The organism is Cytophagaceae bacterium ABcell3 (assembly GCA_030913385.1).
Classification (GTDB): Bacteria; Bacteroidota; Bacteroidia; order Cytophagales; family Cytophagaceae; genus ABcell3.
The window spans coordinates 735,481-752,857 of record CP133159.1 but is presented as its reverse complement, the minus strand read 5'-3'; the positions used below and the strand labels follow the sequence as shown (position 1 = coordinate 752,857).

Here is a 17,377-nt window from a genome sequence, read left to right as displayed (position 1 = left end):
GCTAATTTCTTATTAGATTAAAAAAACCTGTAGTTTATCATGATTTCATGAATGCTAAAGGCAATATTTCGGCTTGTTCCGAGAGGGATATCGTAAAAATAAGCCATCCGAAAACTTTTAGAAATATCCAGCCCGGTCATAAAATTGACTAGGGAGACGGTTCGATAGCCTAGCCCAAATTTGAATGTATCATGAAAGGTCATAACAGCGTTGAAATCTGCTTGGGCTGGTGCACCATATACATACTTGACAAGGGTATTGAGGTGCAATTTTGTAAAGGCACTGGTCTCCAGATGAACGCCACTATTCAAAAAAATATGCCTGTTCAAATTTATGTTGTCAGCCCCAAAGTTGTTCATCAGTTGAGGGATAGAAGCACCTATATAGAAAGGATCTTTACTATAGAAAACACCGAAACCGAACGTAGGAAGAAACCTATTCACATTAGCAGCAAAATTAGGATCATTATCAATGTTCAAGCTTGTAAGATTCTCATAGTATCTAGTAACTCCAGCACTAAGTCCAAACGAGAGCATTTCAGGCACATAGCCCCATGAGGTATAGGAGTTTTTGTTTTTCGAAACCAGCTGATACGAATACACTCCTTGAAAAGAGGTCACATTGCTTACACCAATTCTGTCATTACTTGCTAAGGCACCCAGTCCGGTATTTTGCCCAGGACCTTTACCATGTCCGGTTAAAGCTACGCTGCTACCAGCCCCATCTATTCCGCTTAATTGGCTCCGGGCAGAAAAGGTAGCCTCCGGCACCTGATAATATCCCGCAAATGCAGGGTTAATAGCCAATGGATTGTACATATATTGGCTAAAAGAGTAGTACTGTTGCGCATAGCTAGAAAATGCTATTGCCAATAATGCAACAGTTAAAAAGGGCTTCATCTTAAAAGAGTACATATAAAATAATTGCTGGCAATAAAAAGTATGCTTAACCTATTAGCCTTTGTAATGTTTCTGTTGTTATATATTTCTAAACTGCTGGAACTTGGGTGATTTAAGGAGTTTCAGCTACTTTTCTTCTATAAATAATAGCACTATACCCATCTTTTTCCATGTCAGAAGTGATGCCAAGCCTGGAAATAGCCCGGCTGATAGGATTCTGCCTACTAATTAATCTGGCAACTTCAACGAAATCTTCTTGCTCAAAAAAGTGTCGAATAACCTCTGGACGACGCATACGAAGCTGTTCGGTGACTATAAAGTATTCATAACCCCACTCCTCTGTTAATGCTTGCTCTCTTTCTTCTAATGTTCCAAAAAGATCTGCATATTGATAATCGGAGCCAGACCGCTTCACGGCATAATAATACAATGGATCACCTACCACTTTACTTCCCTCTGGAATATGGTCTTCTATAAAACTATAAGCTATTTCAGGATTACGTTCTAACCTTTCAAAAAGTACCTGAATGTTTTTGATGAGGAAAAAGCCTGCGTTAAATGCGAATAAAACAACCATTAAGTAAACTACCGGGTTTTTTAAAGTTAAATGCCCACTGAGGTGAAAGCTTTTGAAAATAATTATATAGTAAAATGGCAAAATCAACGCTGAATATGGCCCCATGTCCCTTACTAAAAGATAAAAAAGCACCACAGACAATATGCTGATACATATTAGCGCATCAAAAAACTTGAAACCTTCTCTAATAAGTCCATAAATAAGTGAAATACCGGCCACCCCAATAAGCAAGTATTCATGTCGTGGTATATACAAATTGCCCCCGATAAAGGTAACGTCTACCGTATGTTTTCCTGTGGCAATACTTTGGTAATAGGAAATAAGTCCGCCAAAATCGCCAAAAGCGTACCAGACCCACATTCCATAAAGAATTACAAAAGGCAGGCCCCAGAGCAAAATTTGCAGCAAGCCTTTTACCCCCCCCCTTTTAAAAGTCAATACTAAAAAAACTATAAAAACAGCAGCAAAAATAAAAGCCACCCGAGGAGTGGTCAGTAAACCCATTGCACCATAAAGGCCAGATGCCAAAAAGTACATGATCTGCTTATTTTCCAGCCCCTTCAGAAGCAAGTAAATACATGTAAAAACAAAAAACGCAGCAACCAAATCCATACGTCCCTCGTGAAGACTCAAATTAAAGAAAGGGTCGAGCAAGAATGTAGCTATGAGAAATACCGGTAGCGACACATCAGCGTCCTTGTATCTGTTACGGAAAATTCTAGCAGTAATAAATACCAAACCTATGCCAAAAAGAAAATTAATGATCCTGAACTGAAAAATGCCCAGCCCAAAAAATTCAAAAGACAATCCACCTAAAAAGTAATAAACGGGTCCATGAATTAACATTTCGCGACCTTCCTGAATGGTTTTAGTGACTCCAGGTACTAGTTTACCTGTTTCAGCCAAACTGAGAGATATACTAGCAAAAAAAGTTTCATCAAACCAAGGCAAAGGGTTTAAATTAAGCGTATAAAGATGCAGTGCGAGGTATAAGGAAAAAATAAAAAAGACGACTATCCGGTTTTGCATTAGTGATTTATATCATTGAATAGAGTAAGGGAAATTTTTTATGTAAAGATATAAAATAATTAAATCGCATTCTTATAAATTACTCACTGAAACTAAATGATAACCTTATTCAGCAATCACTGGTTGATAGTATAGGCAGGTAACATCATTAGCTTTTTAAAATAGGATTTTTATGAAATGGTCATGGAACATTGGCCGGATAGCCGGCATTAGAATTCTAATTCACTGGACTTTCCTGCTACTAATTGCTTGGATCGCCTTTGCCGAAGCTGGCAGAGGAGCCGATTTGACAGGCATTTTATTAACTGTCGGTTTTGTTCTTACTATTTTTGGCTGTGTTGTATTGCATGAGCTAGGACACTCACTGACTGCCAGAAAATACAACATCGGCACCCGCAAAATTACGCTGTTGCCCATTGGCGGGGTGGCAAGCCTTGAAAAAATGCCCGAAGACCCAAAGCAAGAATTGGCTATTGCCGTTGCTGGTCCGGCGGTAAATGTGGCAATAGCACTTGTATTGCTCTTTTTTATACCGTTTGACCAAATCCCTGTAGAGGAAGAGGAACTAGCGGCCATTTCAAGGGAAAACTTTTTGTTCAGCCTATTTTCTGTCAATGTCATATTAGTCCTTTTTAACATCATTCCAGCATTTCCTATGGACGGTGGAAGAATTTTCCGGGCATTGCTGGCTCTAAAAATGGACAGGATAAAGGCTACAAACATTGCATCCAAAACAGGGCAAGTAGTGGCCATTGCATTTATTTTTATAGGCTTGTTTTACAACCTCTTTTTAGTATTTATAGGTATATTTGTGTTTTATGCCGCCCATGCAGAAAATTTGCATGTGCAACATTTTGATTTATTGAAAGGCTATACCATTCGGGATGCAATGATGACCAGTTTTATGGTTCTTCATCCTGAAAATACAGTAAAAGATGCGGTAGATAAGCTTCTAGCTGGTTCAGATCAAGATTTCCTGGTCGAAGATGAAGGCAAACCTATAGGCTTGGTTTCTACCAATAATATTCTTGCGGCCCTGAAAGACAATAAAATGGAACATCCTGTAACAGAAATCATGCGTAGGCAATTTGATACCTTTCAGGCAGATGACAAACTAACAGAAGTATTTGCCGCTGCCCAGAAATCAAAAAGTACGTTTTTCCCGGTCTTGGAAGGAGAAAGGGTCATCGGCGTAATAAACCAAAACAATGTAAATGAATTTTTAATGGTGCAGTCTGTGCTAAAACAGTGATATGACGCTAGTTTGGTTATTTACCTTTATTGTTTCTCTCTATATATTGATTAAAGCAGCCGATTACTTTAATCTCTCCGCTGAGAAAATTGGTCTTTCTTTTAATTTATCACCTTTTGTAATAGGTGTATTGCTAGTTGCTGCAGGGACTTCTTTGCCGGAGCTGGTAACTTCCATTGCTTCAATTTTAAAAGGAGCTCCTGAAATGGTCGCGGGCAATGTAATGGGATCCAATGTCGCCAATGTGTTCTTTGTCTTAGGACTGGCCTCTGTTATAAGCGGCAAATTCATACACCTGAACTTCGACTTCAGTGATATAGACATTCAATACCTTACAGGCTCTGCCGTATTTTTAATCATCACTTGCTATGATCAAAGCTTTAACCGCTGGGAAGGAATAGTTGGGCTAATTGCTTTTGCTGCTTATCTTACCTATTTAAACAAAGCCCCTCTCCCTGAAAACAAGAAGCCAGACCACGCTTCGAGTAAGGCAGGCTTGAAGTACTACATTATTTTTGCACTCAGTCTTGTATTTCTTGTCATAGGCGGCAATTATGCCATAGAGTCTGTGGTTAACATGGCCGCTATCTTTAAAATACAGGAAGAGCTGATAGCTGCTACCGCTATAGCTGCGGGAACTTCCTTGCCGGAGTTATTTGTCAGTTTAGATGCTTTTAAAAAAAACAAAGCAGAATTGGCCATTGGCAATCTGGCAGGTTCATGTATCTTCAATGCTTTTGCTGTCATGGGCATTGCCTCTCTTTTTGAAACACTTCCCATTGAAGGCAATATCGTTACCATTGGAATTCCTTTCACTGTTTTCTCTTCTCTACTTTTCTTCTTCACCATTAGAGACAAGGTAATTAATAGGTTTGAAGGCATTCTTTATCTAGTATTTTATGTCTTGTTCCTAGCCAAAGTCCTGGAAATATTTTAACCTGAAATATGCTTTAAAAGTCAGGGCATGGGATAATCATATCTCTACGTTTTTTAGGCTTCTTCTTACGGCGTTCGGGAAATACATAAGAAATAGAAAGCTCATGGGCGCCACCAGAATTGTAAACCTCCATACGAGAAACAGTAAAGTCGTAACTATAACCAAAATAGAACCCATTAAACTTAGTCCCTACCAAAATAGCTACCGCATCCCTGAAAGGATACCCCTCTTCGGAAGAGAAGACTGGAATACCGCGGTACCATGCCCCCACAATAATAGGTTCATAATTCCAGTACATCCCCAAATCCAATTGCCTAAAATTACCTTGCTGCTTATAATTAAAGGAAGGAATCAACACATTGTCCGGACGTGATTTATAGGAGCTTCTTATCCTATTGTTATCGAGGTTAATTTTTGCACCTCCGTGCACAGACATACGGATAGGCAGCGCTTCTCCACTTCGCACAAAAGTAACATCAGGACGGTTCAGGTGATGCGCTGAAAAACCTATCCAAACTTGACTGTTGTGCACAACTACTCCAGAGGCCACATCAAAGAAATACCTACTGTTCATATTAGAAAAGTCCTCCTGTGTGCCCGTCAATCCCCTTTCATAAATCTGATCCCCAAACACGAGTTGACTATAATCGATCCTACGGTTACCCACCCCAAATTGTAACCCTGGACGAATACTCCACGAAGAGTTGACATCTATCCTATGGCTATAAACAACATTAGCTGTCTGGGTCCTAAACCTGGACGTTCCGTTAACTTCAGAAGCTACCATTACACCAATTCCGCTTCTTTGTTGAGGCATACTATGGTCAAATGATGCTACATGTGCTCTATAAGGCTTTGCCAACCCAGTCCACTGAACCCTATTATGCAAAGTTGCCCGGTTTTGGCCAGTGGCCCCAGCAAAACCAGGGTTTAGCAACAAAGGAGATGCATAAAACTGTGTCAGTTGAAAATCTTGGGCATGAGATAAGTTTGCCAGCAAAACTAGAGCAACTGTAAACTTGATGATATTTTGGTAAACCTGTTTCATAAGCTTAAAAAGTTTTTAGTTACCACGCAGAAGCGTAACATCCCCTAAAATTTCTTGGACATTTCCATTTATATATCTCACTTTTACTTTATACACATAGACCCCTTCCTCACACAATCTATTATCATAATAGCCATCCCAGCCGATGTTGATATCGTTGCTTTCAAAAATTAAAGAACCCCATTTATTAAAAATCAGCAATTCATACTCTTCTACCCCAGTGAAAAAACCAGGAGAGAATACATCGTTCAGACCAGTACCAACAGCATTGCCACCAGACCCGCCTACACGAGGGGTAAAAGCATTAGGCATTACTAAACGCCCGCCTTCCCTTGCCTTGACTGCCGCTGGCAATGTTCTGGTGACAGAACATCCATACTCATTGGTAGCGGTAAGGGTAACATCATACTCGCCAGGTTCTTCATAAGCTATTACAGGCTCCGCTTGGTTAGAAACGTTTCCATCTCCAAAATCCCATTCATAAGAAACTGCATTGCGTGTATCGTTAACAAAGGTTACCTCATTGGGAATGTAAACTTCTCGAGGACGAGGCTCAAAGTCAACTTCCGGCAATGGCATCAACACGATGGCTTCATATTCAATCTTCTCAGCCTCGCCACCAGGCCCAACAACAGTAAGCTTGACATTAAACACCTTCTCCTCCACGCTATAATTATAAAAAGTATACGAGATCGCAGATAGAGAAGTAGTTTCAATGACATTGCCATCCCCAAAGTCCCAAATAAACCGGCTGCCATGAGAGGATTTATTCTGAAATGTCACAGTTATACTCCCACAACCAGAGCCTCCGCCCGTAAAATCAGCCACTGGTGGAACCTTAGTCACTGTTACCTGATTGCTTGAAGAGTCTTCGCAGAAAGCATTTGCCACAATCAAGCCAACATCAAATACACCATCATCAGTAAAGATGTACTGAACAGGATCTTTTTCATTGGATGTATGTCCGTTGTCAAAATCCCATAAATAATTACTGCCTTCTTCCGAAAGATTCTCAATAAATACCGTATCTCCGGCATACACATTTACAGAAGACAAATTAAACCGGGAAACAGGCCTTTTGACAACAGTAACTTCCTGATGTAAAGTATCCTTGCAGGAATGATCTGATATGGCAATCAATGTAACTCCGTGGATCTCCTCAGACATTTCAGCATTATTGAAAGTATGCATCAGGTGTTCTTTGTTGTCTAAAAGATTATCATTGTCATACCATAAATAAGAAGAAGCATTTTCACTTAAATTTGAAAAATTAACCTCCAAAGGCTCACAGCCCTCATATTTATCAGCTTCAAAAGCTGCCACAGGTTTTGGAAATATTGTTACACCCCGAGAAGCGGTGTCAGAACATCCAAACTTGTTGGTTACATAAAGAATGGAACTCACCTCCTTTTCAACACTACCCATATTTTCCCATAGAAAGGAGAAGTCACCTTCACGTATCTCTTCCCCGGCACCCAAATCCCAAAGATATTCTTCATCATTGTCGCTTGAAGAGTTGTTTCTAATATCCAGTTCTAAAGGACTGCACCCCTGAGACGGTTGAAGGAAGGTAAAAGAAGCGATCGGCTTTGGACTTACTTCTATAGACATATAAGCGGTATCATTACAAGCATGCTCTGTAGTAGCTACTAACACCACCTCCAGTTCGTTAACCTCTGAAGAATTATTCTCAAATACATGGGTCAAATCTTGATTGTCCCCTAAGTGAGGGTTTCGGTTACTTGACCACAAATATGCGCTTGCACCTTCACTAAGATTAGAAAAGTTTACTTCTAGCGGAGAACAACCCTCAACAACATCTGCATCAAAATCAGCTTTTGCACGAGGGTATATAGTGACAGATTCGGAAGTGCTGTCGGTGCACCCGTAACGGTTTTCTACTACCAATCTTACAGAAACTTCTTGGTCGCTGAATTCATTATTCTCCCATGTATGATCAAAGTTAAGGGATTCTATCTCCGTGTCTTCTCCCTCCAAATTCCACATAAAGGATTCGCCACTATTATTAGATGACATGTTTCGAATATCCAACACAAGAGGGGTGCAACCTTGGGCAGGCTGTACAAACTCAAAAGAAGCTTGTGGTGTAGGGTTTACCTCTATATTCATATGGGTCGTATCACTACAAGCATGTTCAGTCGTGGCCAGTAATTCCACTTTAATCACTTGTGCTTCAGCAGTATTATTTTCAAAAATATAACTCAAGTCACTGTCCTCTCCCAAAAGAGGATTTTGGTTACTTGACCACAAATATTCGCTTGCCCCTTCACTATGATTGGAAAAGTTTACTTCTAAAGGAGAGCAACCCTCGACAACATCTGCATCAAAACCAGCTTTTGCACGAGGATATATTGTGACAGATTCGGAAGTGCTGTCGGTACATCCGTAACGGTTTTCTGCGTAGAGGCTTACATTAACTTCTTTATCAGTGAACTCTGCATTCTCCCAAATATGCTCAAAGCTTAGCGTTTCTATTTCCATGTCTTCTCCCTCTAGATTCCAGACAAATACCTCATCGCTGCTATTAGATGACATATTTTGAATGTCCAGGACAAGGGGAGTACAGCCTTGGCCGGGCTGTAAAAACTCGAACGCTGCTTCTGGTGTAGGAAAAATAACTATTTCTTGAACCGTAGTATCTCTACATGAATATTCCGAAACAGCTATTAGCCTGACACTTATCGTATCAGAACTGTTGGAATTATTTCTAAAGGTATAATCAAGATCTTTGTTGTTTCCTAAAGGGTTGCTAATGCCTTCAGCCCAATAAAAACGCTCTGCACCACTACTCAAGTTTGTAAAAGCGACCTCTAATGGTGCGCAACCCTCTGTCAAATTGGCCTCATAATCTGCTTTAGGCTTATAGTAAACTACAACAGATTCCGAAGTTGAGTCAGCACACCCATATTCATTTTGCACAACCAAATTGACAGGTATGGAATCATTCCTCAATTTATCATTCACCCAAGTATAAGAGAATTCCATTTCAGTCATATCTTCTACCCCTTCACCAAGGTTCCATGAATATATTTCACCATTTACATTGGTAGATAAGTTTTCTATGTTGACCGTAAGTGGCGAACAGCCTTCTGGTGCATCCAAGAACTCAAAGTCAGCCGTGGGAACAGGATTAATAACAACTTCCTTTTCTGCGGTACCTGAACACCCAAACGGGTTTTGAACCTGTACCCTGACGGTATACTCTTCAGGAGCTCCAGGATTGTTGCTATAATATACTTGGGTCGGATTAGGCTCAGTGCTTTCATTGCCTTCTCCAAGATCCCATTGGTAAGATGTGAAATGGCCTTTGACAGATAAAGACAATTCAGCTCCACTACAATCATCTCCCTCTATGACGATTTCAGGTAAAACTTCAGGATAAGTAGCAATAACCCTATAAGCCGTTGCCACACATCCTCCAGGTGCCAACCCATTAACACGAACAGTGTCATATTGTAGAACCAATGATTGATTGCTAAAGGTATGACTTATATTTCTTTGGGCAGTACTAACAGTGTCATCTCTTCCGAACTTCCATACATATTCATCAAACCCACTGCCAATAGCAGCAAACTCAATTTCCGCAGGACTACATTGAGGCAACACAGGATTATGCGATAAATCTATGGAAGGCGAAGGGTGCACAATGACGTTTTTGGTCAATGAATCTTTACAACCAACCTCTCCCTCAGCAACCAGAGAGATATTGAATTCCTTTACCCCATCAGAAAAGTTGTTATATTCATAAGAAAGGGAGTCCCAGTCTGCATCAGGCGTAAAATAGCTACTGGTATCACTCCAATAAACCCTAAAAGCTTCAGCGTTTCTAGATAAATTAAGAATATTGGTTTGAAAAGTCCCACAACCTTCAAGGTCTGTAACACTGAAATCAGCCTCAGGTGCAGGATGTATGGTTATTGGAAAAGACTGTGTGTCCGAGCATCTTCCAGAAGAAGCTGTGAGCGTAATTTCATATTCTCCGGTATCAGCATAAACATATTCTGGATTTTGAAGCTCAGAGGAGCCTATTCCATCACCAAAATCCCAGTGCCACTGAGTAATGCCCCCGCCTACAGAAAAAGGAGCAAGATGTTCGCCACTGATAGGCGCTTCACGATCCCCAGAACCTGGCCTTCTCCAGGCTACAGAAAGGTGGTTTTCTCCAAAACCTTCTTTTTTGTATAAAATCTCTATATATACCCGCTGCCCTGGTGTCAGCTGAATATTATGAGACCTTTGGCTGTTAAACCGATCATAGTCACCATCTGCAACCCCTTGATTCAAATATGCAATTCTACTTTTGTTTTCGGGATCTTCGTCAGTGCTTAACCAAAGCTCTGCTTCACCGTCAGCGGCAATCCAAAAAGTATAGCTCCCTGACCTAGGAGGACAAATAAAGCCACGAACCCTTGCACCAAAATCGCCCTCGTTATGTGGCCCAGTAGAAAGTTCAGGCAGCAGTCCACTATTTTCAGCTAAAGGGGGCTGATTAGCAATATCTGCCATGTTTACATGAGGGCCACCCATCCCATCAAACTGCTCAAACAAGATATTGCCAGTCGCACAATTGTTCGCGTTGTTATTATTAGATCCAGGCCCTAGAGAAGACAAGTCCCTGACTTCAATGGCATGATTTTGACAACCTGCCTCTACTTCTGCGTCTACAGTTATTTGAGGATAGGTATATAAGGTAGTTGACTTGCTATCTTCGCACCCCACGGCATTGGCTGTTACTAGCCTAAGTTCATATACACCAGGCCGATTCAGGTTTATTTTCTCTGGCACCTCGCTTTCGCTTATCAGGGAGTCGTCAAGGTACCATCTATAAGTAGAAGCATTAGTAGACTCATTTTCTATATTTACCTCCAAAGGATTGCACCCTTCGCGAACATCAGGAGTAAAGTTTGCTTCAGGAGATTGCAAGACCTCTATCTGAACAGTGGCAGTATCAGAACATTGGGTAGACCCGGCAACTTCTGCTACAAGCGTCACCTCATACACACCTGGTTCATCATAAGCATAAGTCATGCTATTACTATTGTTGGTGTTACGCCAGCCTGTATTGTCGCCAAAATTCCACCGGTATCTGGCCACATTGCCCGAAGTAGTATTTCTAAATACAATTGGTTCATCAACACAAACCTGTTCCTTGTCAGGTTGTATTTCAGCGTCTGGAGAATCAACAATTCGAACAGTGACCGATGATGTCCTGACCCCACAAATGTTGGAATCAGCAAGAAAAACTGTAAACGTAGAGCCAACAGGGCCATCCACATAAGCCTGCTGCACTTTATTTTGAGGCGTGTTTGGCAACCAATTGGTCAGCTCACCGCCAACCTCCCTTAGATCCCACTGAATTCTTCTCGCACTGTTGTTACAATTATATAATGTAACGTCAGTAAAAGTAATGGTATCGCCATTACAGAGCTCTAGTGCAGAAGCCTCAATAGCTGTGCTGTCCAAGTCCCACATATCATAAGGGCCATAGGTAGAAAAGCTAGAATCACTTAAGCTAATGGCAGTAAGTTTAACAGTCATATTACACCCTGCCCTTCCCCGCTCATAAATATGACTAATTGACTCCCCTACCGTGCTGGCATCCGCATGAACAATATTTCCGTCGCCCCAGTCCCAGACAAAGCGGGTAAAAGGAGATGCATTGGTAGTCTGGTTAACAAAAGTTAGCTCATGCGGCACACATCCGCTGGCCATATCTGTTGGAGGAATAGCAGATGCCCCTGGCTTACGGTCATTGATTAAAGTACCAGTAATAGTTGTAGTGCAACCATTGCGTGTTTCTGTTAATGTAACCGTATATTGCCCCAAAGGGTAAGTGTGCGCAATAGGAGTTCCGGCCTCCCATAAGGTGCCGCTTACAATGGGACTGCCGTCGCCAAAATCTATTGTGTAGTCATGTACATCCTCCGGAGCATATAACTCCAAAGTAAATTCATCAGGTGAAGATTGATTTTCTATATTATTTACCCAAACCGGAGCAGATGATGCTTCTAAAAGTTGCAAATCAAAAAGCTGCGGATCCGGACATTGACCATATGTCTGCTGATTCAATAAAAGCGAAACAGCAACTGCCAGAATTGATAGTAGTCTTCTCATAATCTGCTTACAAATTGCTGAACACTTTAGTACGGTAAGCCCTAGAAAATGGTTACTATTTTTTTTACAACAGAAAAGCCTGTCGTTCAACGAGTAATGACGTTATGATATTAATTGTTGACACATTAAATATACATACATAAAGCTGGTGTTGCCCCAAGTTTAACTAGTCAGACATGAAGAAACGCTCCCCCGTAACGGAAATTTCTTATGTAGCAAATTACATCAGGATGTACCCTGGCTAGCGAAACCTAAACAAGAACGACAAAAGAATAACTATATTTAAAACAAAAAAATAATAATTTACCGAAACACCTTAAACGTAAAGCAGAACTAATCCCAGAACACTTAAGAGGGATTACACTTTCTTTTCTGCAATTAAAATCATGTTGGTAACAGGATAGTCTAATGGAACAAGCTGTTTATTTACCAACTCAAACAATTCTGCTTTTCCTTTAAACCTATTTTCGACTAGCCATGGATTGGTGTATGCGTTAGATTGAGGACTTATAGAAAATCCGGCCTTTTCTAAGTGTTCCTTCCAGTCAGAAAAAGACCAGAAACAAAAAGTTTCATACATTTCACTTTGCCAATTATCTATATAGTCCTTTTTGGTAATAAACTCCATAGCGTCCTGTAACTTCAGTTTTACAAATACCTTTCCTTCAATTTCCTGCTCTTCATACCTAAGTACATAACCTTCAGTCTGCCTAAAATCTTTAGCAAACTGTAGAAATCGCCCATAAGTGGAAAGGTTTTTAAGATAGCCATTTAGATCTTCAGAAGGTATTTGCAGCAAATCATTCAGTCCATCTTGCTTGTTAAGTAACATAAAAACCTCTTTATCTTTGTGTTCAGCCCCCACAACATCCCTGTTTACCCAAACCCCTTCAGGAACAAGCTCTTCAAACCTATTGTTAATGAATGCGATAAGATCTTCCCGGGATCCATAACTTTCTATTTCATGCGTAAGCGAAGAAGTAAAAATAGAATTCATGGAACCAGGCTCAAAAACAAGGCCTGTAACTGCATTTTTCTGGGAGAAAAACACGTATGGGTTTTCAAATTCATGGTTATGTTTACGCTGTTGGCAGATATCAAATAAACGCCTTGAAACCTCAATTCCATAAAAGTCAGATTCTCGAAGAACGGGGTCTTGGCATGCAAGCTTAATCCACGAACCAACAGCACAGCCAATATCACCGACCCTGCCTGGCTTAACATAGGGCGCAGTTTCCCGATATTTCAATTCCGCAATTTCATCCATCTGCCTGACATAGCTATTATAGTCACGGGTTTCAGTAATGTCGCCATCATCACCAATTATTTTATCATTGAATAGCAGCTTGACTTTGTCACCAAAATCATATCTATTCCAAACATTATATGATGCCGGGTGCATCTTATCTAACACAGCAACTTCCTCTTTCCAAGAAGTAGAAGCGGCTATTTTTTCAACAAGCGACCATGGCTGTTCCGTATGGCACGTCCATGTTGAAATATCTTGAAGCTCTCCTGGAAGCATACGAAAACCTTTATCATCGTACATCTTAAAAACAGGCGTGGAGCATATAACAACTGTATTTTTTGGAGTAAGGCATATTTTCCCATCCGTTTCGTGTTGAATCTTCTTAATAGTGTATCCGGCAAAATCTTCCACCAAGCCTACATCTTCAATGCCAAAGGTAAAGCAAGGGACTCCCAAACCAGAGGCAAAAGATTCAATAGCTACAGCACGAAGATAGAATGGCAAGGGGTTCCTACGGGTATTGGAGTGATTAGAAGAGGTAACAGCAAAAAATATGGATTCAATAGGTTCTTCTATATCAAGGGCTTTACCATAAACGTCCACTTCTTTCTTCAGGCCACCATTAATAAGCCGAAAAAGGTATTTAAACTGAAAGTCTGTCAGCAAGTGGTGCCTACCTGGAAATAAAATATGCATTACTAAAATGGATTAGACCAAAAAAATTTATACAAAATAAGCAGGAAAAAATAAAAACCAATGAACAATTATACCAAGTTGAGTACCATAAAGATAAGCTTAGCACAGAACCTAATTAACAAATTGAAAACGTGGGACTAAACCGTTCTCAGTTTTAACTTTTTCAACAAACATTTCCAATGGTCGAACCCACAAACTTTGATCTCCATATAAACACTGATAAACAACCAGGTTTTCTTCCGTTTCACTATGTTTAGCCACGCCTATAACTTTATAAAGATTTCCCTTATAATGCTTATAAATACCTAATGCTATACTCTCCATATACTTACTATAAAAAAAGCCTCTTAAAAAAGAGGCTTTAAAATTAGATTTAATATTAAAAGTTATAACGACCACCTAAACCAACTTGCATATGGAAGAGAAAAGGATTGTCAAACAACTCCATAAATAGATTTCCATCAAGAAAAACAGACACTGGAAAATCTGCGAAGGTATACTCCATGCCTAACACTCCGTCTACACCTAAATCAATATTAGTAACCCGTCTACCATCTACATAATGCCATTGATTACTGTTATGATATCTGTACCTATAGTTGTACCGAAAGCTTTGAAACCTAAACTGTCCCCCTACCCCGTAGTACCATCTCAGGCCAGGCACGTCGAGAAAATCATGATGGAAAAGGTAGTGCACCTGCAAACTAATAGGGGCTGTACCCCTGTGCCCTCTATATTCTATATCCCTATACAAATAATGGTAATCTTGGTCCCTATACCAATCTCTGAACCGAGAGTCGTACCACCCTCTACCATAAAACATGTTGGTCCTTCCAAAGTTGATCTCAAGCGCATTGTTGCCCATATATCTTTTTGCAGTAATACCTGTAGGGTCGCCAGCCCGAAGGCCTAAACCCCAAAAGTCCTGTGCAAAGGCGTTTCCAGAAAAAAAGGCAATAGCAAAAAAAGAAAATAGAAATTTTTTCATCTGTTATAGAAGTAATTTTTTCGTACTTCCAGATATACGGGGCGCTTTCCCATTAGATTCAATAAAAAGAGTCTTTTTCTTACTTCTATTAAACTAAAAGTACTTGTAATGTAATTCCGATCACAAGTCCGAAAAACTCTGTCCGATCATGCCTTCTATCTGATCACAAGATATAAAGGATGGTTTTTTATCAATATACAAAATAGCCTGTTTTTCATTGATTTCATACCTGCCCTCAACAGACATCCCAAATTTAGATATTGAGAAATGCCCGTTTTTTTCATCCCCGTCCAATTTACCCCCGTTTTCAACAATTGCAGATTTTGCGACATTGAAAACCTTCTGAGGGTCTTTGTCATGATCAAATTTAAACTCACAGTTTGCCATATTCACTCATTTTTAATTTATAAAAACACTCCAGCTTGCCGAGCATTATTCTGATTTGCAATAATACATTAAAAACATATGAAAAAGTAGTACCCTGCACCATACATACCACTAAGGCTTTGGTGACTGATTTGTTTCTACACCATAAGAACCTATAAAATAAAAAGCAAAAACTAGTAAAATAAAAAAACCTCCTGGGAAAGGGAGGCTTTTTTAATAATTAAACAGGGTTATGAATAAGTGTTATGTACCTATATATACTACTTACCATGTATAGGTAACCGGCAAACTTAACTTTTTTTTAAAAAAACTTATTTTATAAGGAAATAGATTAGAAAAAAAATATAAAACATTAATAATAAATCAATTACATATAAATAAAATTTACTCACTAACGTGTAAAAAAGGTTTAATTTAAAAAAATGGAATAGCCATAAAAAAAAACCTCCTGGGAAAGGGAGGTTTTTCAATAATTAAACAGGGTTATGAATAAGTGTTATGTACCTATATATACTGCTAACCATGTATAGGTAACCGGTAAACTTAACTTTTTTTTTATTTTTTTTCCTTTAAAAACCAGAAATATATATTAGGGCTTTCAATTACATCACAAATCAAATAAAATCCTAATCTACAATTACTTAAGCAAACATATATAATGTACAGGCAATAGGGCAGCTCTATATAAAAAAAGTCTCCCGGGAAAAGGAGACTCATTTTGAAAATTAAACAGGGTTATGAAGTATTCTTTATTATATCCCTTCAGACAAAGCAAAGGTAAGCCCTTTTTATTTCATATTTTAATTAAGTTATCAACACCTAAAGTATCCTAAAGCCAGAAAGCCACGGAAGCAGAGAATACCAGCAAATTTATCCTGTAGTCCATTTCCTGATAGGTACGATTTAAATTCCATCCATACCTAGCTGTCAGCCCCCAGTCAACCCTTTCTTGCTTATACTTAAAGGAAGCACCTATCAGATAGTTTAAAGTATGTCTTTTCACTTGCTGGCTTACATCCACATCTAACCGCTCATAATGTGCCCTTAAAAGAAGCATGGGCGAGAAGCCTGTATGAAAGTCAAAAAAATGGGACTCTGACGCTAGTAAATAAGAAAACAATACCGGCATTTCAAGATACCGGAAGGTGTAGCCATCGTTTATCTGTTCTCCTGAAATATTATAAATAAAATTTACCCCCGTATTTAAAAAACCAGGTTCAATACTAAGCCCTACTTTTTCAGACAAAGCCCGCCGGTAAGTCAGAGATGTTCCAAAGCCGAGATGTGTAGAGGATTCAGGCTCTTGAGGCAAAGAGAAAACAATGCTGTTTTTAATTCCCAAAGCATTGTTTTGAGCATATAGCGTATTACTTACAAACGCAAAAGCCAACACGGTCCAAAAGAAAAACTTCATAAATGCAAGATACTACACATTACCGTAGTAAAAACGGATAGCCCATAGGAATAATATGATGATACAGAAAGATAATAGAAAAAATGTAACACTAAAATCTATAAGCCGCTGTAAATAGGAAATTCAACAAATTTATCCTGTAGGCTTCTTCTGCATAAGTGCCCCCAAGGTTAAACCCGTACCTAACCGTCAAGCCAAACTCCAACGGGTCCATCATGTAGTGCCCAGAAAGTCCAATAAGATAATTGAGAGTAAAATTTTGAAGATCATCCTGAACGTCTATTTCTAGCTGCCGATGCCTGGCATTGGTCAAAAACATAGGAGAAAAACCTGTTTGGACACCAATAAAACTATCGAGCAATGGCAAGGGATATTGATAAGACACCAATACGGGGACATGGATATATGAATAGTGGTAATGTTCCCGAACAGCATCAGGCAAATCTTCGAATTCGATAAGGTAGGATTTACCGGTACGCATGAAACTAGGCTCAGCAATAAGACTGATCCTTTCTGTCAAAAACCTTCTGTAAATCAACCCATAGTCATACCCAAAATCCGTTTGGTAAAAGTCTTGAGGAAGCGAGAATACCATTCCTGCTTTAATACCGACCGAATTTACTTGAGCATAAGATGAAAAAGGGAGTAATAGTAGAAGAAAAAAGTGTTTTCTCATAAAGACAGCATAGTAATACATTAAGTAATATGCTAACCTTTTGACCCAAGAAAGTGTTTGTGAAAGGTTGTGCCCAAACTCCTTTTAAAG

General features: G+C 39.5%; 12 protein-coding genes. 2 read left to right on the top strand and 10 right to left on the bottom strand.

Annotated elements, in window-relative coordinates; translation table 11 throughout:
- Positions 1 to 17 precede the first annotated feature (17 nt).
- Positions 18 to 899, bottom strand: coding sequence for a PorP/SprF family type IX secretion system membrane protein (locus RCC89_03200; GenBank protein WMJ72177.1), 882 nt, complete (start codon positions 897 to 899; stop codon positions 18 to 20).
- A gap of 112 nt (positions 900 to 1,011) precedes the next feature.
- Positions 1,012 to 2,505: a glycosyltransferase family 39 protein gene (locus RCC89_03195; GenBank protein WMJ72176.1), complete on the bottom strand. Its 1,494-nt coding sequence runs from the start codon at positions 2,503 to 2,505 to the stop codon at positions 1,012 to 1,014.
- 172 nt (positions 2,506 to 2,677) lie between these two features.
- Here RCC89_03195 and RCC89_03190 point away from each other — a divergent pair, with 172 nt between their 5' ends.
- Both RCC89_03190 and RCC89_03185 read left to right on the top strand, forming a co-directional pair.
- Positions 2,678 to 3,757, top strand: a complete 1,080-nt coding sequence (locus RCC89_03190; GenBank protein WMJ72175.1) for a site-2 protease family protein — start codon at positions 2,678 to 2,680, stop codon at positions 3,755 to 3,757.
- A 1-nt stretch (position 3,758) separates the two neighbouring features.
- Positions 3,759 to 4,694 carry a calcium/sodium antiporter gene (locus RCC89_03185; protein ID WMJ72174.1) on the top strand — a complete coding sequence of 312 codons (936 nt, stop codon included), beginning with the start codon at positions 3,759 to 3,761 and terminating at the stop codon, positions 4,692 to 4,694.
- Positions 4,695 to 4,707: 13 nt separating this feature from the next.
- On the opposite strand, the gene RCC89_03180 is transcribed toward RCC89_03185, so the two are convergent.
- The 8 genes from RCC89_03180 to RCC89_03145 all read right to left on the bottom strand — a co-directional run bounded on the left by RCC89_03180 (position 4,708) and on the right by RCC89_03145 (position 17,287).
- A complete protein-coding gene (locus RCC89_03180; GenBank protein ID WMJ72173.1) occupies positions 4,708 to 5,742 on the bottom strand; it encodes a type IX secretion system membrane protein PorP/SprF in 1,035 nt (344 codons plus the stop codon).
- Between the two features lie 15 nt (positions 5,743 to 5,757).
- Positions 5,758 to 11,877, bottom strand: a complete 6,120-nt coding sequence (locus RCC89_03175) for a PKD domain-containing protein (protein WMJ72172.1) — start codon at positions 11,875 to 11,877, stop codon at positions 5,758 to 5,760.
- 358 nt (positions 11,878 to 12,235) lie between these two features.
- The gene (locus RCC89_03170) at positions 12,236 to 13,822 is read right to left on the bottom strand and encodes a transferase (protein WMJ72171.1); all 1,587 of its coding nucleotides are present in this window, start codon (positions 13,820 to 13,822) and stop codon (positions 12,236 to 12,238) included.
- A 111-nt stretch (positions 13,823 to 13,933) separates the two neighbouring features.
- The gene (locus RCC89_03165; protein WMJ72170.1) at positions 13,934 to 14,146 is read right to left on the bottom strand and encodes a DUF1653 domain-containing protein; all 213 of its coding nucleotides are present in this window, start codon (positions 14,144 to 14,146) and stop codon (positions 13,934 to 13,936) included.
- Positions 14,147 to 14,201: 55 nt separating this feature from the next.
- Positions 14,202 to 14,810: a hypothetical protein gene (locus RCC89_03160; GenBank protein WMJ72169.1), complete on the bottom strand. Its 609-nt coding sequence runs from the start codon at positions 14,808 to 14,810 to the stop codon at positions 14,202 to 14,204.
- Between the two features lie 120 nt (positions 14,811 to 14,930).
- A complete protein-coding gene (locus RCC89_03155; GenBank protein WMJ72168.1) occupies positions 14,931 to 15,197 on the bottom strand; it encodes a hypothetical protein in 267 nt (88 codons plus the stop codon).
- A gap of 829 nt (positions 15,198 to 16,026) precedes the next feature.
- Complete coding sequence (locus RCC89_03150) at positions 16,027 to 16,611, bottom strand: outer membrane beta-barrel protein (protein WMJ72167.1); 585 nt, start codon at positions 16,609 to 16,611, stop codon at positions 16,027 to 16,029.
- Positions 16,612 to 16,702: 91 nt separating this feature from the next.
- Positions 16,703 to 17,287: an outer membrane beta-barrel protein gene (locus RCC89_03145; protein ID WMJ72166.1), complete on the bottom strand. Its 585-nt coding sequence runs from the start codon at positions 17,285 to 17,287 to the stop codon at positions 16,703 to 16,705.
- Positions 17,288 to 17,377: the final 90 nt, after the last annotated feature.

Bases quoted from the DNA above. Each gene is read 5' to 3' on its own strand.
- RCC89_03150 (WMJ72167.1), bottom strand. From the start codon at position 16,611: ATGAAGTTTTTCTTTTGGACCGTGTTGGCTTTTGCGTTTGTAAGTAAT.
- RCC89_03200 (WMJ72177.1), bottom strand. From the start codon at position 899: ATGAAGCCCTTTTTAACTGTTGCATTATTGGCAATAGCATTTTCTAGC.
- RCC89_03190 (WMJ72175.1), top strand. From the start codon at position 2,678: ATGAAATGGTCATGGAACATTGGCCGGATAGCCGGCATTAGAATTCTA.
- RCC89_03170 (WMJ72171.1), bottom strand. From the start codon at position 13,822: ATGCATATTTTATTTCCAGGTAGGCACCACTTGCTGACAGACTTTCAG.
- RCC89_03155 (WMJ72168.1), bottom strand. From the start codon at position 15,197: ATGGCAAACTGTGAGTTTAAATTTGATCATGACAAAGACCCTCAGAAG.
- RCC89_03185 (WMJ72174.1), top strand. From the start codon at position 3,759: ATGACGCTAGTTTGGTTATTTACCTTTATTGTTTCTCTCTATATATTG.
- RCC89_03195 (WMJ72176.1), bottom strand. From the start codon at position 2,505: ATGCAAAACCGGATAGTCGTCTTTTTTATTTTTTCCTTATACCTCGCA.
- RCC89_03175 (WMJ72172.1), bottom strand. From the start codon at position 11,877: ATGAGAAGACTACTATCAATTCTGGCAGTTGCTGTTTCGCTTTTATTG.
- RCC89_03160 (WMJ72169.1), bottom strand. From the start codon at position 14,810: ATGAAAAAATTTCTATTTTCTTTTTTTGCTATTGCCTTTTTTTCTGGA.
- RCC89_03165 (WMJ72170.1), bottom strand. From the start codon at position 14,146: ATGGAGAGTATAGCATTAGGTATTTATAAGCATTATAAGGGAAATCTT.
- RCC89_03180 (WMJ72173.1), bottom strand. From the start codon at position 5,742: ATGAAACAGGTTTACCAAAATATCATCAAGTTTACAGTTGCTCTAGTT.
- RCC89_03145 (WMJ72166.1), bottom strand. From the start codon at position 17,287: ATGAGAAAACACTTTTTTCTTCTACTATTACTCCCTTTTTCATCTTAT.